At 63.9% G+C, this 20,061-nt stretch carries 23 protein-coding genes, 1 tRNA gene and 1 other RNA gene; 12 read left to right on the forward strand and 13 right to left on the reverse strand.

Annotated elements, in window-relative coordinates:
- Positions 1-17: 17 nt before the first annotated feature.
- From FO013_RS08615 to FO013_RS08625, 3 genes are all read right to left on the reverse strand, one after another.
- Positions 18-416 carry a DUF4190 domain-containing protein gene (locus FO013_RS08615; RefSeq protein WP_143922132.1) on the reverse strand — a complete coding sequence of 133 codons (399 nt, stop codon included), beginning with the start codon at positions 414-416 and terminating at the stop codon, positions 18-20.
- Positions 417-538: 122 nt separating this feature from the next.
- The gene (locus FO013_RS08620) at positions 539-1,141 is read right to left on the reverse strand and encodes a TIGR03085 family metal-binding protein (protein WP_143922133.1); all 603 of its coding nucleotides are present in this window, start codon (positions 1,139-1,141) and stop codon (positions 539-541) included.
- A complete protein-coding gene (locus FO013_RS08625; RefSeq protein WP_143922134.1) occupies positions 1,138-2,067 on the reverse strand; it encodes a Sir2 family NAD-dependent protein deacetylase in 930 nt (309 codons plus the stop codon). The genes FO013_RS08620 and FO013_RS08625 overlap by 4 nt, the downstream gene beginning before the upstream one ends.
- 42 nt (positions 2,068-2,109) lie before the next feature.
- On the opposite strand from FO013_RS08625, the gene FO013_RS08630 reads away from it, so the two are divergent.
- Positions 2,110-2,559: a flavodoxin family protein gene (locus tag FO013_RS08630; protein WP_143922135.1), complete on the forward strand. Its 450-nt coding sequence runs from the start codon at positions 2,110-2,112 to the stop codon at positions 2,557-2,559.
- A 134-nt stretch (positions 2,560-2,693) separates the two neighbouring features.
- Entirely contained in the window at positions 2,694-4,118 is a 1,425-nt protein-coding gene (locus FO013_RS08635; protein WP_143922136.1) for an amidase, read from the forward strand.
- A 7-nt stretch (positions 4,119-4,125) separates the two neighbouring features.
- Here the strand turns inward: FO013_RS08635 and FO013_RS08640 are convergent, their stop codons facing one another.
- From FO013_RS08640 to FO013_RS08650, 3 genes are read right to left on the reverse strand one after another with little or no spacing between them, the layout of a single operon-like run.
- Positions 4,126-4,797 (reverse strand): DNA alkylation repair protein, encoded by a 672-nt coding sequence (locus FO013_RS08640; protein WP_143922137.1) that lies wholly within the window; start codon positions 4,795-4,797, stop codon positions 4,126-4,128.
- Positions 4,798-4,831: 34 nt separating this feature from the next.
- Positions 4,832-6,004, reverse strand: a complete 1,173-nt coding sequence (locus tag FO013_RS08645; RefSeq protein WP_222103591.1) for an RNA polymerase sigma factor — start codon at positions 6,002-6,004, stop codon at positions 4,832-4,834.
- The gene (locus tag FO013_RS08650; RefSeq protein ID WP_143922138.1) at positions 5,953-6,360 is read right to left on the reverse strand and encodes a YciI family protein; all 408 of its coding nucleotides are present in this window, start codon (positions 6,358-6,360) and stop codon (positions 5,953-5,955) included. The genes FO013_RS08645 and FO013_RS08650 overlap by 52 nt, the downstream gene beginning before the upstream one ends.
- A 245-nt stretch (positions 6,361-6,605) precedes the next feature.
- Between FO013_RS08650 and FO013_RS22335 the strand changes: the two genes are divergently transcribed.
- From FO013_RS22335 to FO013_RS08660, 3 genes are all read left to right on the forward strand, one after another.
- The gene (locus FO013_RS22335) at positions 6,606-7,268 is read left to right on the forward strand and encodes a hypothetical protein (protein WP_186293025.1); all 663 of its coding nucleotides are present in this window, start codon (positions 6,606-6,608) and stop codon (positions 7,266-7,268) included.
- 131 nt (positions 7,269-7,399) lie between these two features.
- Positions 7,400-8,356, forward strand: a complete 957-nt coding sequence (locus tag FO013_RS08655; RefSeq protein WP_186293026.1) for an NADP-dependent oxidoreductase — start codon at positions 7,400-7,402, stop codon at positions 8,354-8,356.
- 164 nt (positions 8,357-8,520) lie between these two features.
- Positions 8,521-9,054 carry a type 1 glutamine amidotransferase domain-containing protein gene (locus tag FO013_RS08660; protein WP_143922140.1) on the forward strand — a complete coding sequence of 178 codons (534 nt, stop codon included), beginning with the start codon at positions 8,521-8,523 and terminating at the stop codon, positions 9,052-9,054.
- Positions 9,055-9,148: 94 nt separating this feature from the next.
- Here FO013_RS08660 and FO013_RS08665 read toward each other — a convergent pair.
- A tRNA-Ser gene (locus FO013_RS08665) sits at positions 9,149-9,233 on the reverse strand.
- 337 nt (positions 9,234-9,570) lie between these two features.
- Here FO013_RS08665 and FO013_RS08670 point away from each other — a divergent pair.
- The 4 genes from FO013_RS08670 (at position 9,571) to FO013_RS08685 (ending at position 13,142) form a co-directional block, all read left to right on the forward strand.
- Positions 9,571-9,996 carry a YciI family protein gene (locus FO013_RS08670; protein WP_143922141.1) on the forward strand — a complete coding sequence of 142 codons (426 nt, stop codon included), beginning with the start codon at positions 9,571-9,573 and terminating at the stop codon, positions 9,994-9,996.
- The gene (locus tag FO013_RS08675; RefSeq protein ID WP_143922142.1) at positions 9,963-11,327 is read left to right on the forward strand and encodes an RNA polymerase sigma factor; all 1,365 of its coding nucleotides are present in this window, start codon (positions 9,963-9,965) and stop codon (positions 11,325-11,327) included. The genes FO013_RS08670 and FO013_RS08675 overlap by 34 nt, the downstream gene beginning before the upstream one ends.
- A gap of 49 nt (positions 11,328-11,376) precedes the next feature.
- Positions 11,377-11,472, forward strand: an RNA gene (gene ffs, locus FO013_RS08680) — signal recognition particle sRNA small type.
- 182 nt (positions 11,473-11,654) lie between these two features.
- A complete protein-coding gene (locus tag FO013_RS08685; protein WP_143922143.1) occupies positions 11,655-13,142 on the forward strand; it encodes a L,D-transpeptidase in 1,488 nt (495 codons plus the stop codon).
- 55 nt (positions 13,143-13,197) lie between these two features.
- On the opposite strand, the gene FO013_RS08690 is transcribed toward FO013_RS08685, so the two are convergent.
- The gene (locus FO013_RS08690; RefSeq protein WP_143922144.1) at positions 13,198-14,226 is read right to left on the reverse strand and encodes an iron-siderophore ABC transporter substrate-binding protein; all 1,029 of its coding nucleotides are present in this window, start codon (positions 14,224-14,226) and stop codon (positions 13,198-13,200) included.
- Positions 14,227-14,391: 165 nt separating this feature from the next.
- Between FO013_RS08690 and FO013_RS08695 the strand changes: the two genes are divergently transcribed.
- Positions 14,392-14,742 carry a helix-turn-helix domain-containing protein gene (locus tag FO013_RS08695; RefSeq protein WP_143922145.1) on the forward strand — a complete coding sequence of 117 codons (351 nt, stop codon included), beginning with the start codon at positions 14,392-14,394 and terminating at the stop codon, positions 14,740-14,742.
- A gap of 18 nt (positions 14,743-14,760) precedes the next feature.
- Here FO013_RS08695 and FO013_RS08700 read toward each other — a convergent pair whose 3' ends face one another.
- The 5 genes from FO013_RS08700 to FO013_RS08720 form a co-directional block, all read right to left on the reverse strand.
- Positions 14,761-15,048 (reverse strand): SHOCT domain-containing protein, encoded by a 288-nt coding sequence (locus tag FO013_RS08700; protein ID WP_143922146.1) that lies wholly within the window; start codon positions 15,046-15,048, stop codon positions 14,761-14,763.
- Positions 15,049-15,166: 118 nt separating this feature from the next.
- Positions 15,167-15,841, reverse strand: coding sequence for a response regulator transcription factor (locus tag FO013_RS08705; protein ID WP_143922147.1), 675 nt, complete (start codon positions 15,839-15,841; stop codon positions 15,167-15,169).
- Positions 15,838-17,244: a sensor histidine kinase gene (locus FO013_RS08710; RefSeq protein ID WP_143922148.1), complete on the reverse strand. Its 1,407-nt coding sequence runs from the start codon at positions 17,242-17,244 to the stop codon at positions 15,838-15,840. The genes FO013_RS08705 and FO013_RS08710 overlap by 4 nt, the downstream gene beginning before the upstream one ends.
- A gap of 92 nt (positions 17,245-17,336) precedes the next feature.
- Positions 17,337-17,918: a ClpP family protease gene (locus FO013_RS08715; protein ID WP_143922149.1), complete on the reverse strand. Its 582-nt coding sequence runs from the start codon at positions 17,916-17,918 to the stop codon at positions 17,337-17,339.
- Positions 17,915-18,559 (reverse strand): ClpP family protease, encoded by a 645-nt coding sequence (locus tag FO013_RS08720; protein WP_143922150.1) that lies wholly within the window; start codon positions 18,557-18,559, stop codon positions 17,915-17,917. Before FO013_RS08720 ends, FO013_RS08715 begins: the two co-directional genes overlap by 4 nt.
- A 154-nt stretch (positions 18,560-18,713) precedes the next feature.
- Here FO013_RS08720 and FO013_RS08725 point away from each other — a divergent pair, with 154 nt between their 5' ends.
- Positions 18,714-19,019 carry a hypothetical protein gene (locus tag FO013_RS08725; protein WP_143922151.1) on the forward strand — a complete coding sequence of 102 codons (306 nt, stop codon included), beginning with the start codon at positions 18,714-18,716 and terminating at the stop codon, positions 19,017-19,019.
- Positions 19,020-19,195: 176 nt separating this feature from the next.
- Positions 19,196-20,011: a YidC/Oxa1 family membrane protein insertase gene (locus FO013_RS08730; RefSeq protein ID WP_143922152.1), complete on the forward strand. Its 816-nt coding sequence runs from the start codon at positions 19,196-19,198 to the stop codon at positions 20,009-20,011.
- Positions 20,012-20,061 lie beyond the last annotated feature (50 nt).

The raw sequence follows: 20,061 nt of genomic DNA on the forward strand, positions 1-20,061 counted from the left end.
CTCAGTCTGTCTGAGGCTCAGGCTCCCAGCAGGCCGGCGAGTCCGGCGAAGCCTGCGATGGACAGGCCGAGCAGTCCGCCCAGTGCTGCCACCGAGATGAACACGATGCCGAGGATGAAGCCCCATTTGCCCATCTCGTTGTCGGCGAAGCCTGCGCCGCGTGAGTTCTTGCGTGCCATGTGACCGGTGATGATACCGATGATCGGGCCGAGGAAATTGAAACCGAGGAACGTCGACAGGGTCGCGACCAGGGAGATGATCCCGAGGACCTTACCCGGATCCTCCTCGGTTCGAGGACGGTATGACTGCGGCGGCTGCGGCTGCGCGCCTGTGCCGTAGTTCTCGGTAGGGTCGTAGTAGCCCCGGCTGCCGGAGTGCTGGCTGCTGTCGAGGTTGGGGGTGTAGTTGGTGTCCATGATTCTGCCTCTGCTCGTCTCTGTGCTGTTGGTACCAGCTTAGGAACTCTGCGCGGCGGGGTGAATGATATAAACCGTTGCGCTGCTCGGGGGTTTTCCCCCGTTTCGCTGAAGCAGCCGTTTCACTTTACGTCGACGAGGGCACGCCGCTCACGCCCCATGAGGTAGAGCAGGATCTCCACGGGTTCGCCCGTGATGGTGATTCCGTCGGCCTTCCCGTTGCTTCCGCGGGTTTGCCTGCCGGCACTGCGCTGGCCGAAGCCGGGACTGGAGATCTCCACACGACCTTCGGCCTTGGCTGCGAAGGGCAGGAGTGCGGTTCGGCACGCGGCCCACACCGCACGGTTCTCCGGCAGCGACAGCCTGCGTGGGATCCACTCGATCGCAGCACGGCGGATGTCCTCATGGTGGACGACGTATTCGGCGGTGTTCATCACCGATTCGACGCCGGGCCACCCGCCAGGAGTCCACCTCGGCGGGGATGCCACCAGACCCAGCAGATGCGAATACGGCATCGAGGCATACGCCTGCTCCTGATCCTCGCGCTTGCCCTCGAATTTCGGCATGAAGATGCCGAGGGCTGCAGCGGGATGACGCTCGCGAATCACGAGGTGTGTGGCCAGGTCACGTGTCGTCCAGCCCTCGCACAGAGTCGGGGCGTCTTCACCGGCCCTGTGAGCTGTATCGACGAGGCGGAGGCGTTCGGTTCGCGCAAGATTGGTCATGCCTGAAGCTTGTCATCATCGCCTTGGATTCCTCTGAGTGCCCAGTCCTGCACGAAATCGGCAACGCGGGAGATCGAGCGGTAGTCGGCTAGCTCATCGCCCCTGGTGGGACCGTCGGTGACGATGACGACCGGCTTCGATTCCTTAGCGGCCGTCCGTACGAATCGCAGCCCGGAAAGCACCGCGAGTGAGGATCCGAGGACGACGATTCCGCTCGCCTCATCGCAGATGCGATTCGCTTCCTGCAGCCGTGCCGACGGCACGGAATCACCGAAGTACACGACGTCTGGCTTGAGCAATCCGCCGCAGCGGGGGCAATCGGCCACGATGAAGTCCGCCGTCTCCTCCAGATCCACGTCACCGTCGGGCGCCGTCTCAACATCGATCGGATCGATTCCCACAAGTTTCGCGAAGTCGGGGTTGAGCTCACTGAGCCTGGTCTGGACCCAGTCGCGGTCGAACATGTGCCCCTGGTCAAGGCAGATGACACGATCAAGGCTGCCGTGCAGGTCGATGACCGGACTGTCGCTGCCCATCTGCCTCGCCGAGGCCTGGTGGAGTCCGTCGACGTTCTGCGTGACTACTCCGGCAACGGGCAGCGCCGCGAGTCCCAGATGACCTGCGTTCGGACGCGCTGAGCGCATGCGCGGCCAGCCCACCCAGGAGCGCGCCCAGTAGCGGGCCCGCTGATCGGGGTGGGACAGGAAGGTCTGGATCGTCATCGGCTGCCGTGGCACCGCGTTGGGCCCCCGATAGTCGGGAACTCCCGAGTCCGTGCTCATCCCGGCCCCGGTCAGCACCGCCCACCCGGAGGTATCGACTCCCACGGTCTCATCAACGCCGGTGAGCACGTCGATGATCTCCTCATCACTGTGGCTGGCCGCGGGCCGCGTCCGCTCTCGAAGCGGATCAAAGATGACTGCCACGAATCCTCCCTCGTCGAACTGCTGCAGGGTTAGTCTGGTCCCATGGTCAGCATATTGCTCGTTCATCATTCTCCGTCACAGGCAACGGCTGAAATCGCCGAGGCGGCGTTGTCCGGACTGCGCATGCCGGAGCTGGGTGCCGTCGACGTGACGGCCCGTCCGGCACTGGAGGCGACGTCCGCGGACGTGCTCGCCGCCGATGGATTCGTCCTCGGCACGACGGCGAATTTCGGCTACATCTCCGGTGCCCTCAAACACTTCTTCGACACCACATACGACGAAGTCAGGTTGCCGACCGCCGGCCGCCCGTTCTCCTATTGGATTCACGGAGGCTATGACACGACCGGGGCGGAGACCGCGATGACGCAGATCACCACGGGCCTTGGCTGGAAACTCGCCTTCGACCCTCTCATCGTCACCGGCGAAGTCACCGATGACCATCTCGCCAGTGCGACCGAACTCGCGGCCACCGTGGCGGCCGCGGCCATGTGAGCGCAGGGCAGCACCGGCAATTTCCGACGCTCACGTCCAAGCCCTGCGAGAACTTGCCGGTGGTGGATCTGACCAGCAGTGATTTTCCGGACTTTCCCCGATAGCATGAGGAAAACCGATGCAAGGAGGCGTCCATGGCCAGCAGCACACCCGCGGCGAACAGCGGACTCGAGTTCCGCGAACTGCACGAAGTATCGGAACTCATCAGGTCCGGGCGACTGAGCTCCAGAGACGCCACGCAGGGCATGTTCGATCGGATCGCCGAGCTCGACTCCCATCTTCTGTCCTTCGTCACCCTGATGCGGGAATCGGCACTGGCCGAAGCCGATGTCCTCGATGCGCGTCTGGCTCGCGGGGACTGGCTGGGACCGCTGCACGGCGTGCCGCTGGCGATCAAGGATCTGGCCTACACTCACGACGCACCAACGGGCGCGGGCACCACGATCCACGCCGACTTCCGGCCAGACTACGATGCCACCGTCGTCGCTCGACTGCGGGCTGCCGGGGCCGTGATCCTCGGGAAGCTGCGACTGACCGAAGGTGCGTTCACCGGCCACCACCCCGACCTGCCGACTCCGGTCAATCCCTGGGAGCCGAACACCTGGTCGGGAGCCTCCTCGTCCGGTTCGGGCGTCGCGACCGCCGCCGGACTCTGCTACGGCTCCCTGGGTTCGGACACGGGCGGATCGATCCGACTGCCTTCCTCGGCGAATGGGGTCACCGGACTCAAACCCACGTGGGGCCGGGTCTCGCGCAACGGCATCTTCCCACTGGCGCCGAGTCTCGACCACATCGGCCCGATGACGCGCAGCGCCCGGGACGCCGCCATCATCCTCGAGGCCATCGCCGGGCATGATCCCAACGACCCGACCTCTGCCCTCGAACCGGTCCCCCGCTACAGCCAGCAGCTCGAACTCGACCACGCTCCGGTCGTCGGCTTCGACCGCGAACTGGCCGCCGAGCATTTCGATGACGTGACCAATGAGATGCTGGAGTCCACGATCGAGGTGCTCATCGACCTCGGTTGGCGCGTCCTCGACGTACGCACCCCCGGGTTTCCCGAAGCGGCACAGGAATGGACGGCGCTGTGCGGAATCGAGACCGCGGGCGTTCATGCTGAGAACTACCCGTCGAGATCGGCCGAGTACGGACCCGATCTCGCCGGACTCATCGAGGTGGGGCGCCGACTGAGCGCCGTCGACTACCACGAACTGCTCGAATCCAGGCGGGCATTCACCGGTCGCATGCGCGGGCTCATGGCCGACATCGACCTGCTCCTGCTTCCGGGCATCGGAGCCGCCTCACCGACGATCACGCAGATGGAGAACCTCGGCTCGGATGCCGAGCTGTTTGCCGCGGTGACGGTTCCGACGGCTCCCATCGACAACTGCGGTATGCCCTCGATCACCCTGCCCGCCGGATTCTCCGAGCGCGGCACCCCGCTGGCCGCTCAGTTCGTCGCCGGTGACTTTCAGGAGAGTCTGCTGTTGGCCGCGGGGCATGCGTTCCAACAGGCCACCGATTTCCACCGACAGCACCCGCACATCGTGGCTGTCTAGACGACGCTTACTGCGCCTCTCGGCGGGCCACGATCTCTGTGATCCAGGTCGGCGCGAAAGGGGAGGTGCAGTTCGGAGGGGTCGGATAGTCCTTGAGGACGCCGAGGCGGTCGCCGATGGCGATGGCACGTGGCCGCAGCTGTTCGTTCTCGATGCCGATGTAGGACAGGGTTTCATTCATCGCCCACTGCAGGCGGTCTTCGGCGCCGAGCATCCGCGCCTCGATGATGTCGAGGAGACCGGGCAGGTCAAGGCCTTCGGGCGACTTGTTCACACGCTCACTGGTCAATGCCCACCCGGCTGAGGCCACGACCGGGTCGGGGTCGATCATCCAACTCAGGCGCAGTGTTTCGGCATGCTTCGACTTCTTGACGATGTAGTTGACCAGCCAGGCGTGGACCTTCGGCACACGTGCATCGCGCAGCATGGCATCGAGGCCCTCCGCATCATAGCTGCGGGGGCGCATGATGAGGATCGCGACGAGACGCGCCGCGGTATCCCCGGTGTCCCACAGTTCGACGGCGAGGTCGTCGTTCTTCTTCAGCTCCTTGGCCACGGCCCGCAGCTTCGTCAGATTCACACCGTGATCGTCGCCGTGCTTCTCGTTGACGGCACGGGCCTTGGGATCCTCCAATGTCGCCAGTGTCTCCATGACGCTGTGCATGCTTGCCTCAACCATGCGATCAGACTACCGCGAGTTCGGCGCTCAGTCTTCAGCGTTCGGAGTTCAGCCGGGCCGCCTGACGCATGAGGTGGTCGCGCTCGGCGAGGTTGCCGGCCTTGGCGGCGGCCTTGACGTAGAGCTTCGCCGCCGCCTCGACTTCTCCCGCCCGTTCTCGCAGGTGGGCTTCGACGGCGAAGTAGCGCGGCAGAGTCTCATCGAGTCTGTCCAGTTGGGCCAGTCCGGCCGCCGGCCCCTCGGCTTCACCGATCGCGACGGCCCGGTTGAGGGATGCGATCGGGCTGTCGTGGAATTTGAGCAGTTCGTCGTACCATTCGACGATCTGCGGCCAGTCGGTGTCCTCGACACGTTGTGCATCGGCGTGGAGAGCGCCGATGGCGGCCTGGACCTGGAATTCGCCGAGTTCCTCGCGGGCGAGCGCGGTCTGCAGAATGGCGATGCCCTCGGCGATCAGTTCGGTCTCCCACAGGGATCGGTCCTGGTCGGCGAGGGCGATCAGGGCCCCTTCGGCGGTGAACCGGGCTCGACGGCGGGCATGGTGGATGAGCATGAGGGCCAGCAGCCCGGAGACCTCTGGGTGTTCGATCGATGCGGCCAGCGCCCGGGCGAGACGGATGGCTTCTGCGGCGAGGTCGACGTCACCCGAGTAGCCCTCGTTGAAGACGAGATAGAGGACCGTGAGGACCGCGGAGACGTTTCCCGGGCGGTTGAGTCTGCGTCCGGACAGGGTGCGCTTGGCCCGAGAGATGCGCTGAGCCATCGTCGCCTCCGGTACCAGGTAGGCCTCGGCGATCTGTCGAGTCGTCAGCCCGCCGACGGCCCGCAGAGTCAGTGCCACCGCCGAGGCTGGGCTGAGGTCCGGATGGGCGCACAGGAAATAGAGATCGACGGTGTCATCGGCCGAGGTCGTCGCCGCATCCGTGTCCAGCACAAAGGCGTGTTCCTCCCGCGCAGTGCGCGCGGACTCCGCACGGATGCGGTCGAGGAACTTGCGCCAGGCGACCGTGATCAGCCACCCCTTTTTGTCCCGGGGTTCGTTCTCCGGCCACGTGCGAAACGCCTCGATCAGGGCATCCTGAACGGCATCCTCGGCGGTGGCGAAGTCTGCTCCCCTCCGCTCGAGGATGCCGATCACGATGGGAACGAGCTCCCTCAGTCCGTCGTAGACGGGGTCACTCCCATGAACGGACGGAGTTCGAGCCACTCCCGGATCGGCTCGCCGCCGGCACCCGGTGCCGCCGAGAGTTCGCCCGCGAGTTCGAGCGCCCGATCGTAGGACTCGACGTCGATGACCATCCAGCCGGCGATGAGATCCTTGGTCTCGGGGAAGGGGCCGTCGGTGACCGGTGGCTTGCCCTCTCCGTCGAAACGCACGAAGGTCCCTTCGGGCGACAGGGCCTGGGAGTCGACGAATTCGCCGCTGACCTTCAACCTCGCCGCGAAATCGTTCATGTAGCCGATGTGCGCGTCGACTTCGCCCGGCGTCCACTCTTCCATCGGGGTGTACTGCATGTATTCGGGGGCCATCTTGTAGTGCTTGAGCATCAGGTACTTAGCCATGATCTTCTCCTCTTATCATCTGCTCGTCGCGAACTTCGCTGACATCCCTGGGACGGAGCCACATGCGCATTCTCGACATCCTCGGCGAGATATCCTTCGATTCTTCCACGGATAGTCGCCGATGTCCGGTTGTAACCGACCTGGAACACAAGTCTCCGAATGCGAACACACACGCCTCCACCTCGGCGGATTCAGTTGACAGAGTGGACTCATACACACCACCTTCACCTCATCAGGAGTTCACCATGAAGACTAAGAAGATCATTCGGTCCATCACCGTCGCCGGCGCTGTTGCGGCGGCACTGTCGCTGTCTGCCTGCGATATGAACATCTCCTTCGGCACTCCCGAGCAGGAGCAGACGCGGGCCCAGGAGGGTGACGAGACGTCGGCGAATCCTGACGAGCAGCAAGAGGCCGTAACTCCTGCAGAGGAAGCGCCGGAGGAGTCTGAGTCGAACGCCGCCACCGAGGACTCCCCCGATTCCTCGTCGAGTCAGGGCTCATCATCAGGTGGCGGCTATGGCACCTCGTCCTCCGATTCAGCCTCGTCAGCGACGTCGGATGCTGCGTCATCATCGTCGGGCACATCCACCTCGGCGGGTGAAGAATCATCGAGTTCGAGCGGCGAACATGCCAGCGCCGATGACCCCGGATTCGAAATCGATGAGCAGGGCAACGGCACCATTCCCGCCTCCCTCCTCGAGAAGGACATTGAGAAGGCGTACTCCAAGCAGGGGACGACCGTCGACGAGGTCGAATGCCTCAACGACCTGATGGTCATCTCCAAGAGAGGTTCGGCCTCCTGCAACGTCACCGCCTACGGCGAGAAGCGCTACGGAACGGTCAAGGTCACATCGGTCTCAGGCAGCTACGTCGGCTACAAACTCGACTTCCCCAGCTTCAACTGAGCATAGCCGCGGCCGGCACCGCTGGTGTCGGGCAGGCTGCGGAACAACTCACGACCGCAGATGGTTATGGCAGGTGCACACTTTCACAGGTCGTGCACCTGCCACATCGACCAGCGAGGAGCATTCCCATCATGCGCAGTGTCCAGTACACCCAGAACGGCGACATCGACCAGCTCCACATCGCCGAGGCGAACGCCCCCTCAGTCGGGCCAGGTGAGGTTCGTGTCGCTGTCCGCTATGCCGGACTCAACCCCGTCGATCTCGCCGTCATCGGTGGAGCCTTCGGGCAGGCCACCGGCACGAAGGGCAACGGCGCTGACTTCTCGGGAGTCATCGACGAGGTTGGTGAAGGTGTCACCGACTTCTCCCCCGGCGATCTCGTCTTCGGGGGACGGCCACATCGCACGCAGACGACTCATCTGCTCATCCGGGACCCGGCAGAACGACTCGACAAGATACCTCGCGGTCTCGGCATCGATACAGCCGGAGGCCTCTACATAGCCGGGCGCACCGCCATCGCGGGCATCCGTGCCCTGGCGATCACCGAAGGTGAGACCGTCCTCGTCACCGGCGCCTCGGGCGGAGTCGGAATCATCGCAGGCCAATTGGCGGTCAATCTGGGCGCCCGCGTCATCGGCACGGCCAGCGAAGCCAACCATGATGCTCTGCGCAATCTCGGCATCGAACCCATCTCCTATGGTGAAGGGCTCGATGCCCGCCTGCGGGAGACGGCCCCCGAAGGCATCGCTGCCGCGTTCTCGACCCAGGACGAGGCCGAGATCAAGCAGCTGCTGAGGCTCGACATACCCGCCGGACGCATCAATTCGATCGGAGCGGGACCACAGGTCGCCGACACGTACGGGGTGAGCATCGCAGGCGAGACTGCGGCTGAGCGCGGTGACCTCGCGTGGCTTGCCAAAGCGATCGCCTACGGACATGTGCACGTGCCCGTCGCCGGGGTCTTCTCGCTCGACGAGGTTCAGAACGCCTACCGTTTCCTCAAGGGCTCGCACCCTGCCGGCAAGGTGGTCCTCCGCGTCGACGCCGATCCCCTCACCAACGATCAGCGCGAGTTCCTCAGCAGCTGATCCGAGTTCGCATCCGATGGTGGGCGGTCAGGAATACTGTGCCCGGGTCGGCGCGTTCTCCTTGACGACACCGACGAACAGCACCCGGTGCTGAGAGATCGCATATGACGATGTCAGATCGTCTGCGGCGCGTCGGATCCGCCAACTGACTAGGAGTAAGCATCATGGCAATCTCAGACAAGAAGGTCGCATTCCTCCTCACCCGCGGAGTCGAGCAGGTCGAGCTCACCAGCCCCCGCGGAGCACTTGACGAGGCAGGAGCCACGACGGTCATCGTCTCGCCGTCCGAAGGCACATTGCAGGCGATGAATGGCGACTGGGACCATGCCGATGAGTTCACCGTCGACGTCCCCGTCTCTGCAGCCAAAGTTGAGGACTTCGATGCGCTCGTGCTTCCAGGCGGTACCCTCAATGCCGATGCCCTGCGCCTCGATGAGGACGCGGTGGCACTGGTGAAAGCATTCTTCGCGGCTGACAAGCCAGTGGCCGCGATCTGCCACGCACCATGGATCCTCGCCGAATCAGGCGTGGCCAAGGGCCGGAAGCTGACCTCATTCGTCTCGACGAAGACCGATCTGGTCAACGCCGGAGCAGAGTGGGAGGATTCCGAGGTCGTCGTCGATGGCAACCTCATCACATCGCGCAACCCCGGAGACCTCGACGCGTTCAACGCAGCCATCGCGAACGCGCTGGGCTGAGGCTGAGGCACTGAAGCAGGCTGATGCGCCTGTACACAGCGCACGAAGAAGGCTCCCATCCGAGAACATTCGGATGGGAGCCTTCTTCTCTCTGCGGAGGATAGGGGATTCGAACCCCTGAGGGCGTTAACCCAACCCGCGTTCCAGGCGAGCGCCATAGGCCACTAGGCGAATCCTCCGCGAGCCAGCCTATCCGAGTCGTGTCGACAATGCGAAATCCTGACGGCCGAGTGTGAACCATCACACTAAGTGCAGGTGAAATCGCTTCTCAGCTGCCTTTGCCCTTGCCTGCCTGACCCAGGTCCTGCTCAGTCTGGACTTCGACCGTGGTGCTCTGTACCTGTTGCGGGTGGCCAGACGGTGAGCGCCTCATACCAGGTCGACCCAGTCGAGGGCGATTGAAATGGGCGCAGAAACCTTCCCGCCGTGTGTCGATGCGGCATAAACTTATTCGACGTAGTGCATGAGAGGGTCTCGACCGAGACTCTCTGAAACATTGCTGACTAAGGAGTCATCATGAAGTTCATGCTCATCATGCGCGCAGTCGACCAAGCCGCCGTGGACGCCTTCGAAGCCGCCGATTTCGAGAAGATCATCGCCGACATGGGCGCCTACAACGAATCCATGGTCAACGCCGGCGTCATGGCCGACGGCGCCGGACTCTCCGATGCCTCCGAAGGGGCAGTCGTCGATTTCAGTGAAGACGATCCCGTCGTCACTGACGGCCCCTATGGAGAATTGCGGGAGCTGTTCAACGGCTTCTGGATGGTCGAGGTCTCCTCACAGGAGGAAGCGATCGAGTGGGCCAAGCGGGCCCCTTTGGGCACCGGATCCCAGATCGAGGTGCGACGCGTCAATGGACCGGAGGACTTCCCTCAGGACAACGAGTGGATCCAGAAGGAACAGGAATGGATCGCCGAAGGGAAACTGGCCGGCAGTTGACCAGTGCCCCAGCCGATGACACCGATGCGGTTCACCGGGCCATCGCCGCGACGTGGCGGATCGAGGCAGCGAAGATCATCGCGGCTCTGACCCGCTACGTCGGCGATTTCGGGGTCGCCGAGGATCTCGCCCAGGAAGCAGTGACCGATGCGCTGTCCCAGTGGCCGAAATCCGGAGTTCCGGCTAACCCGGCCGCGTGGCTGACCACGGTAGCCAAACGTCGGGCAATCGATTCGTGGCGAAGGCGAGAGCGACTCGACGATCGTCTGGCGAAGCTTGCCGGGGAGCTCGAAAGCCGTCAGGACGCGGACGTGGGTGGTCTCCCCTGGGATCCGGACGACATCGAGGACGATGTACTCCGTCTCGTCTTCATCGCCTGTCATCCAGTACTCGGTCGCAGCGCCCAGCTCGCGCTCACCCTGCGGGTTGTGGGCGGCCTCTCCAGCGAACAGATCGCCCGGGCGTTCCTCATTCCAGTCTCGACAGTGCAGCAGCGCATCGTCCGGGCGAAACGGGCCCTGGCAGATGCCCAGGTTCCCTTCGAGCTTCCAGCGGCCGACGAGCAGCCGGAGCGGCTGAAGGGAGTGCTCGGGGTCCTCTATCTCATGTTCGCAGAGGGACACGTGACAACCTCCGGACCCGACTGGATGCGTCCAGAACTGGCGATGGAGGCTCTCCGCCTGACCCGTGTGACTGCCGGTCTGCTCCCACACGATCCGGAGGTCCACGGTCTCGTCGCCCTCATGGCCTTCACCGCGGCCAGATTCCCTGCCCGCCTGGGGGCAGATGGTGAGCCGATCCTGCTAGCCGATCAGGACCGATCGAAATGGGATCGCTCGCTCATACGCCTCGGCTCTCGCAGTCTTGGGACCGCACAGGGTCTCCGCACTGCACTCGGCCCCTATACGCTCCAAGCCATGATCGCTTGGTGCCATGCCGAAGCCAGAAGCATTGAGGCCACCGATTGGGTGCGCATTGCGTCCCTCTATGACATGCTCAATCGAGCCGTCCCCTCACCTGTCACTCAACTCAACCAGGCGATCGCGATCGCCGAAGCGCATGGCCCAGCACGCGCTCTCAGCCTCGTCGATGACATCGACTCCACCGGAGCACTTGGGAAATTTCACCTTGTTCCCAGCGTGCGCGGTGAGCTCCTGTCGCGCCTCGGCAGGGATCAGGAGGCGCGAGGCGAATTCGAACGCGCGGCGTCCCTGACGGCCAATGACCGAGAACGCGAGGTCCTCCTCGCCAAGATTCGCAGAATTGAGGACCGGCCGGCTGAGAGCACCGACAAAGCCGATCGTGGACGTCGACGAAGCACTGGCAACTGATCCAGCCACCTCGTTTTGTGCCTCGAGGTTGCTCTCGTCTAGACTGTTCGTTGGCTCCCCGTGCGGCGTCATCTTGTGAACTCCCCCAGGGCCGGAAGGCAGCAAGGGTAAGCGAGCTCTGGCGGGTGCACGGGGAGTCCTTCGTTTCTCAATGTCACAATTCCACAACTCCCCCTCCCCTGTGTCAGTCCAGGTCAGGGCCACTTTCAACGGCGAGAGATGGGCAATACACGAGGATTTCAGGCAGTGCTTTAATACTTTCGTGATTTGGCTTCACTAACATGGTCGGCAGCTCTCATCCCCTTTGCCCGAACGAGGATCCCTGTTTTGTCACCCAAGAAGATTCACGGGGCGGTTGCTGCCCTATCGGCAATCGCTCTGCTCACAGCCTGTACCCCCTCGGGCTCCGACCCTGACGCCACCCGCGATGCTGAGAAATCGGCTGAGACCGCTGCCGAACCCATCTTCCGAGTCGGCACCGTCTCCGAGGACGAGGCAGCCAAGTCCTCTGCGCAGGGATCTTCAGCGAAGACTTCCGGCTCCACCTCATCGGCCGAGCCGACCGGCACCCAGTCACCCGCCCCGGGACAGACCGGCGAAGTCGTCGAATCCGGAGCAGACTCCACAGCCGCGCCGGGCGAGCGCGTCAGTCTCAGCGTCGAGGACGCGACGCTGAGCGACATTTCGCTCATCGAGTCCGAACACCCCAGAATCACATCTGACCCCGGTGTCTTCTTCGACACCACTGGGGCCGAACTCGAACTCAAGGCAGCCGATCAGAGCCAGAAGTCCTCCGATGAGGCGGGCACCTCGTCGCCGAGCGAAAGCGCAGCAACCGAGGCCGCTGCGAAGAAGGACTCTGCCAAGGACAAACACTCCGTCATCGCTCCCGACGACGCTGCGGCCTGGGTTTCGGTCTACGACCTGGTCGCTGACAGCACCTACGAGTTATCGGCCACAGCCACCACGGCGGATGGAGAGGAGCACGACTTCACGTCAACGGTCAACGTCTCAGCCGGCGACGCCTCGCCGATGTCCGTGCGCACGACCCTCTCCGATGACCAGACCGTGGGCGTCGGCGCCCCGATCATCCTCAGCTTCGGCTCCACCGTGAGCAAGCAGTACCGTGACGATGTCGAGCGCCGTCTGACGGTCGATGTCACCGACAACGACGGCAAGAAGCGCAAGGTCGAGGGGTCATGGGCTTGGCTGCCCGATGACCCGCAGTCCCGTCTGCACTTCCGCCCCAAGGACTTCTGGCCCGCGCATTCGAAGATCTCCGTCGACGCGCCCCTGAAGAACGTCCCCACCACGGCGAAGTCGATGGGCCAGAACGACCTCACACTCGACTTCGACATCGGCCGCAAGCAGATCGTCACGGCCGATGCCAAGTCTCACCGCATGGTCGTCACCCGCGATGGCAAAGAGGTGATGAACTTCCCCGCCTCACTCGGTGCGGCGAAGTCTCCCTCCTACAACGGAACCCATGTGGTCATGTCGAAGTCGGCAGACTACACGATGACCTCCGAGCAGTGGGACTACGAAACCGACGTGCGCTGGGCCGTGCGCATCCACAACAATGGAGAATTCGTCCACGCCGCCCCCTGGTCGACAGGGGTCCAAGGATCGGCGAATGTCTCCCACGGCTGCATCAACTTGTCGACAGCGCGCGCCAAGCAGTACTACGACTCTGCGATCTTCGGCGATCCGGTCGAGATCACAGGTTCGAATGTCAGCCTGTCCACCGCCGCCAGCGACATCTCCGACTGGGTCTACGACTGGGACGACTGGAAGAAGATGAGCGCACTCGACTGATTGTCTGCAGTGCGCCCACCCGGTGTCCCCGTGTGACGCTGCACCTATTGACGTTCTACTTCTTGACCTTCTTCGCCGCCTTGTCGATCATTGGCACGTAGCGCTCGAGCGCCCAGGGAACGGTGAGCGGGTTGATGATCGACGAAGCGGTGACGAAGGCCTGTTCCTCGGGAGCGACTACCGCACCGGACTTGATTGCCGGAATGTTGGAGTACACGCTCTGTGACTCGATCTCCTTCTTGCTCTTCTCATCGGAGTAGAAGGTGAAGATGAGGTCAGAGTCGTCGAGCTTGTCGGCGTTCTCGAGTCCGATGAGAGCCGAGTCCGTGCCCGGAGCATCATAGTTCTTCTTGAGCTTGTTGATGATGGGATCGGGGGTCAGACCCAGCGCCGAGACCATCGCCACCCGCTGCTCATCGGGGTAGAAGACTCCGAGGGTGCCCGGTCCGTCATTGTAGATGTAGGAGAATGTCAGCCCCTCGTATTCGGACCGCTTGGCTTCGGAGAGCTGCGTCTTGATGTCGTCGACGAGCCCCTCGGACTCCTTCTCCTGACCCAGCGCCTTGCCGATGGTGGTGATCTGCTCATCCCATTCGATGGTCCACGGCTGCTTGGGGTAGGCAACCGTGGGTGCGATGGCGTCGAGCTGCTTGTACTGATCGGCGGTGACGCCGGACCACGGCGCGAGGATCACATCAGGTTCGAGCTCGGCGACAGCTTCGACGTCCAGCTCCGTATCTCCCTGGAACTGTGTGGGAAGCTTGTCCCCCTTCTCCTTCACCGCCTCATGGATCCACGGCATATAGCCGGTGTCATCGCTGCCCCAGGCGTATTCCTCCATGCCGACGGGTGTCTTGCCCAAAGCAATGGCTGTCTCGGTCGAGCCCTGACCGAGGGTCACGACGCGCTTCGGTTCGGCCTCGATGACGGCCTTGCCCAGCGCATGTTCGATCGTGACGGTCTGGAAGTCGCTTGAGGCCGACTTCTCCGCATCCGCCGGTCCCTGGCTGCAGGCGCTCGCGCTGAAGGCGAGTGTGACGATGGTGCCTATGGCCATGGCCCGGCGAGAGAGATGAGCTGACATTCCTGCCCTTTCGACTGTGGGGATCGCGGTCGACCCCTCGACATGAACATAGGACAGCCTAACTTAACCTTGTGGTGTTGGTGCAACTCGACTGGCTCAGCGGCAGTTCGTCTGCTCAGAGCAGAAACCCGTGCCACCGCAGCCGAACGCTCCTAAGATCGCATCATGGAACCACTTCGAGTCACGGACGGACAAGGCGATCAGGCCCCGGCACTGCTGTGGCGCGAGACTCTCGGACGGGTGCTGCGGTTGCGCCGCACCGAGCTGGCCCTGACCTTGGCACAGGTGTCGCGACGCTCGGGAGTGTCAACCCAATACCTGTCCGAGGTCGAGCGCGGCCTCAAGGATCCATCGTCGGAGGTCATCGAGGCGATCGCCGTGGTTCTCGGCCTCGCACTCCCTCAGGTCCTCGTTCTCGCTGCGTCGTCCATGACTAGAGCTGCACCCGCGTTCGCAGTCAACGGGCGCTCAGTCCCGCTCAGCGGTGGGCGGGCGCAGCTCTCACTCGTGGCCTGATCCCACAGGCCGGTCGGCTCAGCTCGTCCCGGAATCAAGTTGGTTGGTTCTCAGCACTTCGAGCCGTGCCCGATACTCAGCCTCGTCGATATCGCCTTGGGCGAAGCGCTCAGACAGAGTCGCCTCCGCGTTCTTCGTCGATGCGAAACGGCCCTGAGCATCCGCCCAGGGTGGTCCCCCTGCTTGGCGCCAGCGACGCCGGTTGAGTGTGACGATGAGGGTGACGACCAATCCGATGATGAGCACCCAGAAGATCGGGATGAGGAAGAAGAGCGGCCAGGCCGCGGGTCCGTGTTCCATGTGCATGATGCCTCCTTGTCAGGAATCCACGTCCCTCGTGGATATGGCATCCATCCTTCGCCGACGGGTGCCACGGCGAATCCCCCACCGGGAGTCTCTTCAGGTACTCGCTGGGGATGAGTGCCTACTGGTCGCGCAGCCATCCTGGGGAGACCAACCCGGATTCATAGGCGAGCACGACCAGGTGGACCCTGTCGCGTGCGGCCGTTTTGGTCATGATGCGCGAGACATGGGTCTTCGCCGTCAGAGGGGAGAGGACCAGCCGGCCGGCGATCTCGTCGTTCGACAGCCCCTGACCGACGAGGGCGAGGACCTCACGTTCTCGCTGTGTCAGCACGTCGAGATGCTTTGCCGGCTCCGCCCGCAGGCCCAAGGACATCCTCGACAAGAGGTACCTGGTCACTTCGGGCGAGAGCAGCGCCTCACCTTCGGCAACGACGCGCACCGCTCTGATCAGGTCAACCGGCTCGGTGTCCTTGAGCAGGAACCCGCTGGCACCTGCCCTGACCGCGCGCACGATGTACTCGTCGAGGCCGAAGGTCGTCACCAGCACGACCCGCACATGACCGAGGCCTGGATCGGCTGCGATCGCCTCGGTGGCCCACAGTCCGTCACCGCCTGGCATCCGGATGTCCATGAGCACGACGTCGACCGGCGTCGCTGCAAGTTTCTCCAGCAGCTCTTCCCCACCGGAGGCCTGCACGCGCACGCTGATGCCCGGTTCCGCGTCCAGCAGCGAGGCGAAGCCGGCGCGGACCAGCTGGTGGTCATCGGCGATCGCCACCGAGATATCGCTCATACCTGAGCCTGCCGATCTGATCGTCCGTGTCCGCTGGTCCAGGGCAGCTGGACGCTGATGTGCGTGCCGCCCCCGCTCGCCGAGGTGACCTCGAAGCTTCCGTCGAGGAGCTTGGTCCTCTCCCGCATTCCGATGATTCCGGTGCCCGAGTTATCGTCTCGCCCGAGGCTTGCGTTGTCGGTTCCGTGGCCGTCGTCGCCGATCTCAATGTGAAGGAGCTCGCCGTCACGGGATACTCTGACGTTCGCCTGAGTGGCGTGAGCGTGGCGGACCACATTCGTCAGCGCCTCCTGCACGATCCGGTAGGCGGCCGCATCGGCGGCACTGCCGGGGTTCTCTCGAGTGCCGTCGGCTCTGAGTTCGCGCAAGTCATCGAGGCGGATGGATGGTCGACCCGTCATCGCGGCGATGAGGGCCGGCAGATCGTCGAGGCCAGGCACCGGGGCCAGCGGCTCGGCCCTGCCTTCGCCGACTGTGCCTTCGCCGACTGTGTCTTCGCCGACACTGGCCGGGTCGGGGTCGGCGGCGTCCGAGCGCATCGTGCGGAGCACGGAGCGAACCTCGTTGAGTCCCGTTCGGCTCAGCTCTTTGATGGCGGCGAGCGCGCGTCTGGCCTGCTCAGGGTCGCGGTCGATGAGGTGTTCGCCCACACCGGCCTGCACGTTGATCTGAGACAGCGAATGACCCAGCACATCGTGCAGGTCTCTGGCGATGCGCAGCCTTTCGGCCTCAATCACCTCATGGTGCCGGGCCCGCGCTTCCTCGGCCGCGATCCTCCTGCTCTCGCGCCTGCGTCGGGCGAAGGCTCCGATGCTCAGAGCAATGAGCAGACCGATCGTCGCAGAGGCCACGCGCCCCACCGACCAGTCGACTTCGAGGAAGGAGCCGAGCAGCAGGGCGCCCAACCAGACACCCGCCGCCGAGGCGATGGCCCAGATCTGGCAGCCACGGACCATGGCCATGACGAGAGCGAAGAGGAACGCCGCATAGAACGGTGTCATCTCAGGTCCGGTGAGCCCCTGCGCCCACATTCCGTCCGGACCCTCCCCTGACAAGGGACGATTGCGTGGACCGTGGGCCCACACACCGGAAAGGCTGGATCGTGCCAGTGCGGCCCACACGACAATGTCGACCAGCGTCAGCCCGGCGATGATCGCGACTCTCGGGCCCGGCCAGCGTGCGCACAGCAGGAAGATCACTGGGGACAGCAGGGCCACTGCGATGCGCACGCCGCCGACCAGAGCATCGGCACCATCGTGCGTGGCCATGAACACGGCAACGGGCAGCTGCAGCAGCAGAGCCAGGACGCTCAGGGCAACCAGGCGCAGTCGAGGCCGATGACGGGCACGACGATCAGAATCGGGGTCGCTCGCCTCGGCGGGGGCACGCCTGGATCGGCTCATCCTCCGATCGTAGTCACTGCTGCCGAATTCGGCGTCGTACCACGGGAGTATCCGACTGGACTTCCCGCGGAGTACAGCTGCCTGGGAGCACCTCAGAGGATCTGGTCGACGAGGCCGAAGTCCTGAGCCGCCTGCGCGTCGAGGACGAGGTCCCGGTCGAGGTCGGCATGGATCTGCTCTATGCTGCGCCCGGTCCCCTGCGCCAGCATCCGCTCGACCTCACGTCGTTGTCGGGCGATCTCATCGGCAGCGACGATGAGGTCGGGGATTGCTCCGCGTGCACCCTCGGCATGGGGTTGGCGCAGCACCACTCGAGCGTGTCCGAGCATCGAACGCTGACCGGGCTCTCCGGCTGCCAGGAGCACCGCGGCATCAGCGGCCGCTTGCCCCACACAGATGGTCGCCACCGGTGCCCCGATGTGGTGCATCGCGTCGTAGATGGCGGTCATGGCCGTCAGCGATCCGCCCGGTGAGTTGATGTACATCTGGATCGGAAGTTCGCGGCTGCTCGCCTCGAGGTGGAGCAGCTGCGCGATGAGTGTGTTGGCCACCCCGTCGTCGATCGGAACACCCAGGTAGATGATGCGGTTGCCCAGCAGGTGGGAATACACGTCGACGATCTTCTCCCCGCCACCCGAGCGGTCAACGACATTCGGAATCGTGTACTGGCTCATGGCGCACCGATCCCGCCGTGCAGGTCGGCTGGGGAGTCGACGACGCGGTCGATGAGCCCGTAGTCAAGTGCCTGCTCGGCGGTGAACCACCGATCACGCAGGGAATCCTCGAAGATGCGCTCATAGGTCTTCCCCGTCGCCTCGGCGATGCGGTGCAGGACCGAATCGCGGACGTTGCGCAGATCCCCGGACTGCAGTTCGATGTCAGCGGCGGCACCCCCGATGCCCGCCGATCCCTGGTGCAGGAGGATCCTGGCGTGGGGCAGGGCGAGTCGTCTGCCGGGTGTGCCCATCATGAGCACGAACTGCCCCGCCGAGGCGGCCCATCCGAACGCCACCGTGACCACGTCATTGGGCAGAGTTTCGATCGTGTCGGCGATCGCGTGCATCATCGGCACCGACCCGCCGGGTGAGTTGATCCAGAGGTGGATGTCGCTGTGGGGGTCCTCGGCGGAGAGGAGGACGAGGCGGGAGATGATCTCCATGCCGTTCTCATCACGCAGCTCCCCGTTGAAGACGACTGAGCGGTAGGCGTAGAGCATTCTCTGAGATTCGGGGATGGGCGTCAGTGTGGGGGCATCCTCCGGGTCGCCCCACCTCGGCGGGCTTGGGAGATTTCTGGTGTCGATTCGTGTGTTCATGTCATTACTGTGGCCCTCGCTTCGCCGGGCGGGAAGGTGTCTCCGCTCCAAGCGGGAGTGTGCCGCTGTGAGCAGACAGTGCCGCGTTCCCAGACGACGTGCAGTGCCGTCGTGATAAAATCAGGCGACGATTTCAACTGGAAGGTCGACCGGAATGCTGCTGAACCTGTGGATGACAGTTCAGTTCATCGTGGTGCTGTTGAGCGCCGATGTCGATTCGGTCATTCCCCAGTCGTCTATGCATCTGATCGTCCTCGTGCTTCTGGGCGCGGTGCTGCTGTCACCGGTAGCGCCCTGCGCGGCAAACGCTCTCCTCAGGGCTCTTTCCCTGGCTCCCCACGGCCCCTGGATGCGACGTGAGCGAACCGAAGTTCGCGAATTCCGCATACCTGAGGAACCCGGAACTCCGGGCACCGCGCAAGCCAGAGCCCCCTCCTTCGTCGTTCGCTCCTTCGCCTGAACGACGACTACATCGCCGTGCTCTGAAGCACGGTCTCTGACGTCACTCCCGCCTGCTCCTTGAGAGCCTGCCCGTGATGTCGCCATGCGTCGTTCCGTCCATGAACCCCCATGACGACATCACCACTGCTGCCTGCATGCCTATGCGCATCGGCGGCGCCCAGGAGGGCCCTCACCATGAACATCTACGAATTTCCACCCGTTGAACTGCTCGTCAACGCCGCCTATCGGATCGTCACCTGGCTCTCGACCCTGCTCGAACCACTGGCGGGCAGCGTAAGCGCCGCACTGGCCATCGTGGCGCTGACGCTCGTCGTCCGCGCCGTCCTCATCCCCGTAGGCCTGTCACAGGTCAGAGCCGGAATCACTCGACGTCGACTGGCGCCGAAGATCTCCGAGCTGCAGACCCGACACAAGAAGAATCCCGAGCTCATGCAGCAGAAGATCATGGAGCTCTACAAGGAGGAGAAGGCCTCCCCGATGGCCGGCTGCCTGCCCGTGCTCGCTCAGATGCCGGTGCTCATGGCCGTCTACGGAATCTTCATCCAATCCACGATCGGCGGGCATGCGAATGAGCTCCTCAATCATTCGCTGCTTGGCATCCCCCTCAACGCCGGCTTCGTCGGGCTCCTGGGAGGCGGGGATCTGACGGTGGTCAGCATTGCGGTCTTCGCTGTCATCGTCGCGATCATCACTGTCGTCGCCGCCCTGTCGCGGCATCTTCTCACCCCCGACATGCCGCAGACGCCGCCGGTCCAGGCTTCCACCTCCGATGGACCCGCTATGCCGGACCTCTCAGGAGTGACCAGGATGCTGAGCTTCATGCCGTTCATGACGGCGGTCATCGCCCTGTTCGTGCCGCTGGCGGCCACCCTCTATCTCATGACGACGACGGCATGGACCTTGGCAGAGCGTCTCGTGCTCAACCGTGCCCTCAAGGTCGACGAGCAGGACGAGTCCCAGCAGAAGGCGCAGAGCAGCTCGGCCGCCTGAGCGAACCGATGCAGGGTCAGGAGACAGTAACAGGGCCGGACCGGAAGACT

Source organism: Brevibacterium aurantiacum (assembly GCF_007558825.1).
Lineage (GTDB): Bacteria > Actinomycetota > Actinomycetes > Actinomycetales > Brevibacteriaceae > Brevibacterium > Brevibacterium aurantiacum_A.

Excerpts from the sequence above, each read along its gene's own strand:
- FO013_RS08710 (WP_143922148.1), bottom strand. The coding sequence starts at position 17,244 with ATGAGCCGATCCAGGCGTGCCCCCGCCGAGGCGAGCGACCCCGATTCT.
- FO013_RS08675 (WP_143922142.1), top strand. The coding sequence starts at position 9,963 with ATGGATCGCCGAAGGGAAACTGGCCGGCAGTTGACCAGTGCCCCAGCC.
- FO013_RS08690 (WP_143922144.1), bottom strand. The coding sequence starts at position 14,226 with ATGTCAGCTCATCTCTCTCGCCGGGCCATGGCCATAGGCACCATCGTC.
- FO013_RS08725 (WP_143922151.1), top strand. The coding sequence starts at position 18,714 with ATGCTGCTGAACCTGTGGATGACAGTTCAGTTCATCGTGGTGCTGTTG.
- FO013_RS08640 (WP_143922137.1), bottom strand. The coding sequence starts at position 4,797 with ATGGTTGAGGCAAGCATGCACAGCGTCATGGAGACACTGGCGACATTG.
- FO013_RS08695 (WP_143922145.1), top strand. The coding sequence starts at position 14,392 with ATGGAACCACTTCGAGTCACGGACGGACAAGGCGATCAGGCCCCGGCA.
- FO013_RS08700 (WP_143922146.1), bottom strand. The coding sequence starts at position 15,048 with ATGCACATGGAACACGGACCCGCGGCCTGGCCGCTCTTCTTCCTCATC.
- FO013_RS08660 (WP_143922140.1), top strand. The coding sequence starts at position 8,521 with ATGGCAATCTCAGACAAGAAGGTCGCATTCCTCCTCACCCGCGGAGTC.
- FO013_RS08655 (WP_186293026.1), top strand. The coding sequence starts at position 7,400 with ATGCGCAGTGTCCAGTACACCCAGAACGGCGACATCGACCAGCTCCAC.
- FO013_RS22335 (WP_186293025.1), top strand. The coding sequence starts at position 6,606 with ATGAAGACTAAGAAGATCATTCGGTCCATCACCGTCGCCGGCGCTGTT.
- FO013_RS08635 (WP_143922136.1), top strand. The coding sequence starts at position 2,694 with ATGGCCAGCAGCACACCCGCGGCGAACAGCGGACTCGAGTTCCGCGAA.
- FO013_RS08715 (WP_143922149.1), bottom strand. The coding sequence starts at position 17,918 with ATGAGCCAGTACACGATTCCGAATGTCGTTGACCGCTCGGGTGGCGGG.
- FO013_RS08630 (WP_143922135.1), top strand. The coding sequence starts at position 2,110 with ATGGTCAGCATATTGCTCGTTCATCATTCTCCGTCACAGGCAACGGCT.
- FO013_RS08650 (WP_143922138.1), bottom strand. The coding sequence starts at position 6,360 with ATGGCTAAGTACCTGATGCTCAAGCACTACAAGATGGCCCCCGAATAC.
- FO013_RS08615 (WP_143922132.1), bottom strand. The coding sequence starts at position 416 with ATGGACACCAACTACACCCCCAACCTCGACAGCAGCCAGCACTCCGGC.
- FO013_RS08620 (WP_143922133.1), bottom strand. The coding sequence starts at position 1,141 with ATGACCAATCTTGCGCGAACCGAACGCCTCCGCCTCGTCGATACAGCT.
- FO013_RS08705 (WP_143922147.1), bottom strand. The coding sequence starts at position 15,841 with ATGAGCGATATCTCGGTGGCGATCGCCGATGACCACCAGCTGGTCCGC.
- FO013_RS08670 (WP_143922141.1), top strand. The coding sequence starts at position 9,571 with ATGAAGTTCATGCTCATCATGCGCGCAGTCGACCAAGCCGCCGTGGAC.
- FO013_RS08720 (WP_143922150.1), bottom strand. The coding sequence starts at position 18,559 with ATGAACACACGAATCGACACCAGAAATCTCCCAAGCCCGCCGAGGTGG.
- FO013_RS08730 (WP_143922152.1), top strand. The coding sequence starts at position 19,196 with ATGAACATCTACGAATTTCCACCCGTTGAACTGCTCGTCAACGCCGCC.